Raw genomic sequence first — 3,104 nt, forward strand, 5'->3', positions numbered from 1 at the left:
AACAGTGGACGACTTTTGCTCCGCCCAATGGCAGACTTTCTCACCGCCGTTGACACGATTCAGTGGTCACATTCAATGTCAGGGCTGGTGAGCGGGATTTGCTGATCCTGAGTGGTGATAATGAACCTTCAATCATCCTTGAAGAATATGGCGGCCTGTCGGACTACGGCTATAGCAAGAAAAACGCTTCCAGTTCTTCGGACGGGATTGCCAAAATCGTCATAAGGGCAAACCAGTTTGATTCCGATCCGAACAACGATTACGAGGCCGAAATTCAATACGCAGGTTCCTACGCTGGCGACATAAGTTTGAGTGATGTTGTCTATAAGGGTACCGGGACAAACGAAGACGAGACTTTTTTTGCCTCTAGCTTCGGGACAGCCATTGTGGATGCAGAAGGTGGAAACGATTCGATTTGGGGATCCGTTGGCGACGATCAGCTGAGTGGCGGCTCTGGCAATGACTTCCTAAGCGGGGAGGAAGGTAATGATTTCCTAAACGGCGGAGACGGCAACGATACGCTTAGGGGTGATATTGGCAACGACACTCTAATCGGCGGACTTGGCATTGATACCTTGGACGGAGGTGAGGGCACCGACACTGTAGATTATAGCCTGGATACCCAGGAACTTTTTGATCAGCTAGGCCTTGGTTTCGACATCAATTTGACCACTGGTCGAGCTGCCCGCTTTGCCCATGTCGATGGCTATGAAGATACATTGATCGACATTGAGAACGTCTACGGCTCGCATGGATCGGATCACATCATAGGTAACACCCAAGACAATGTGCTCGACGGTCGTGGCGGCAATGACAATATCGAAAGCAAGGGCGGTCGCACCACAATTATCGATGGGGAAGGAAGCGATATCGTAACTGGCGTTGGGACTGCCGAAGACTCCTATGTCTTTACGGTCAATGCAGGGGATTCTGATATTCTGAACAATCATGGAGAAAAAGCCTCCATTACTGTCCGTGCAGAGTTGTCAGAATATTCAGATACGGCATACAGCTTCACTGAAAACCAGGCCGGGCGCTATACCCTGACTTTGCCTCAGGAGAATTACAGCCTCGAGATCAACACCACCAATACACTCAGTGTTACGGACGTGTCACTTGAACTGACCGGCACCGAAGAAGCAGAAACTATTACCAATGTCTTTGGCGACAGCCTAATCTTGGGTCTTGGTGGAGACGATATAATAAACGGAAATGTCGGCGCCGACAAACTCTTCGGTGGTGACGGTGCTGACTGGCTATACGGCCTGGATGGCAATGATATTCTGGTTGGCGGAGCAGGTAGCGATTTCCTGACCGGCGGCGCGGGCGATGATGTGTTCTCGGGCGGCGGGTTCAGAGAGATAGATTATATCTTTGGCGGTGATGGGTATGATATTATTGATTATTCCCTGGATGAAACGGATGCGCAGGCCGGTATCATTGTCGATGTTACTGTCAATATAGGTACATATCGATCTGGTGGTAATGGTTCATCGGGATGGGTCCAAGAAGATAGTTTCTCTGGAATTGAAGGGATCATTGGAACATCCCACGATGATACGTACTGGACCGTTTTTTTAGATGGCGCAAACGCTGTCGATTTCAACGGTGGGTTCGGAACCGATACCCTGAACATCGGCACCGTGGTCGGAAGTACAGCCTATGTTTCTGTCAATCTGGCCGGTAGTGCTGCCGCTGCAATCGACGTGAATGGTGTAACTCACGGCCTAACTATCCTTCAAAGCATCGAAAACGTGAATGGCTCGCAAAAAGCCGAAATTATTTCGGACACCCTTGCCGACAATTACTACGAAGGGAATGGTGGCGACGATATTTTCTATCTCATCGGCGGGGCTGATACCGTCAATGGTGGCGCGGATAACGACACAGTATCATTTGCCAACCTACAGCACAGCGTATCATTGTCGTTGTGGGATGGAATTATTTCCGTAGGAGGCTCGTATTCTTACACAGAGAATAGCGGGAGTGTTACAACCGGGACGCTGTACAGTGTCGAGTACGTAATAGGATCGATATTCGACGACACCATCAGCGATAGTCTCTACAGCAATAAAATCAATGGTGGACAAGGGAACGACCACATTACCTTAACTTCAGAAACCTCTCAGTACATTCCTGATGACGTAGACACAATTGTCTTCAACGACAACTTCGGAAATGACGTGATCACTGGGTTCAAGGATGGTACAGATCAGCTTGTGTTTGAACTGAGCGACACGGCCAACCCAACGATTACTTCTTCGCAATCCGGGGCGGACACGCTCATTGTTGTTGGCACAGAAGGAACGATCCTGCTCAAGGACTTCCAAGCGGAAGACTTTGACAGCTCAGACTACACGTTTGCAGCGTGAGCGGGGTTGTCCCGCTCAGATAAGCGGCAAGGTGCAGAAAAGCTCTGCTTAACCGTGGCTTGCCGCGAATATGACAAATGAGGCGCGACCGGTCGTTCAAAGGCTGTGTCGCAATCTTTAAAGAAGGTAATAGACGACCTTTTGCTAGGTTCAGGAGTCATAACCAATAAATGACGGTTGCTGCGAGGGCGATGTCAGAAAGGAATACTTTGGGGCAGCGGTCATACGTGCAAAGATGCCTTTTTCGCTCCGGCGCTTCCAGCGGCTGTAGAGCGTTTTGTGCCTGCCATTGGCCAAAGGGGCATTACGCCAGCTTAAACCATTGCAGTTGATGAATATAATTCCGCTCAACACCCGCTTGTCATCAACCCGAGACTTGCCATGCGATTTCGGAAAGAAGGGTTTAAGAAGCACCGTCTGCGCGTCGGCCAACCAAAAAGATCGCTCATGTCAGCGCTCCGTTTTCGGAGCCGTGAATCACACGGCGCGGCGGAAATCATGCATCCTGACCTAGGGGCATAGTGACACTAGCGGCGCTAAACTCAATTGGCAGACCCTGTCACAAAACTTCCATCTCAAAGTAATCTCCCAGCCCCGTGACTATCACAGAAGATATTCACAGGGCCATTTGGGCAACTTTATACGTTGGTAAGGTTTACACGCGGAGCACATGCACTGAGCACCGAGCGTGGCGCACGACGAGAGCGGCTGTTGAACCCAGGAAGAAGTCTT

1 protein-coding gene and 1 pseudogene are annotated in these 3,104 nt (G+C 50.1%); one reads left to right on the forward strand and one right to left on the reverse strand.

The window, feature by feature from the left end; all coding sequences use genetic code 11:
- Nucleotides 1–98: 98 nt before the first annotated feature.
- The gene (locus GOW93_RS20600; RefSeq protein WP_170388275.1) at nucleotides 99–2,372 is read left to right on the forward strand and encodes a calcium-binding protein; all 2,274 of its coding nucleotides are present in this window, start codon (nucleotides 99–101) and stop codon (nucleotides 2,370–2,372) included.
- A 222-nt stretch (nucleotides 2,373–2,594) separates the two neighbouring features.
- On the opposite strand, the pseudogene GOW93_RS20605 reads toward GOW93_RS20600, so the two are convergent.
- A pseudogene (locus tag GOW93_RS20605) lies at nucleotides 2,595–2,804 on the reverse strand (transposase); the annotation flags it as partial.
- Nucleotides 2,805–3,104: the final 300 nt, after the last annotated feature.

Origin of the sequence: Ruegeria atlantica (genome assembly GCF_013032455.1) — a bacterium.
GTDB classification, from domain to species: Bacteria; Pseudomonadota; Alphaproteobacteria; order Rhodobacterales; family Rhodobacteraceae; genus Ruegeria; species Ruegeria atlantica_B.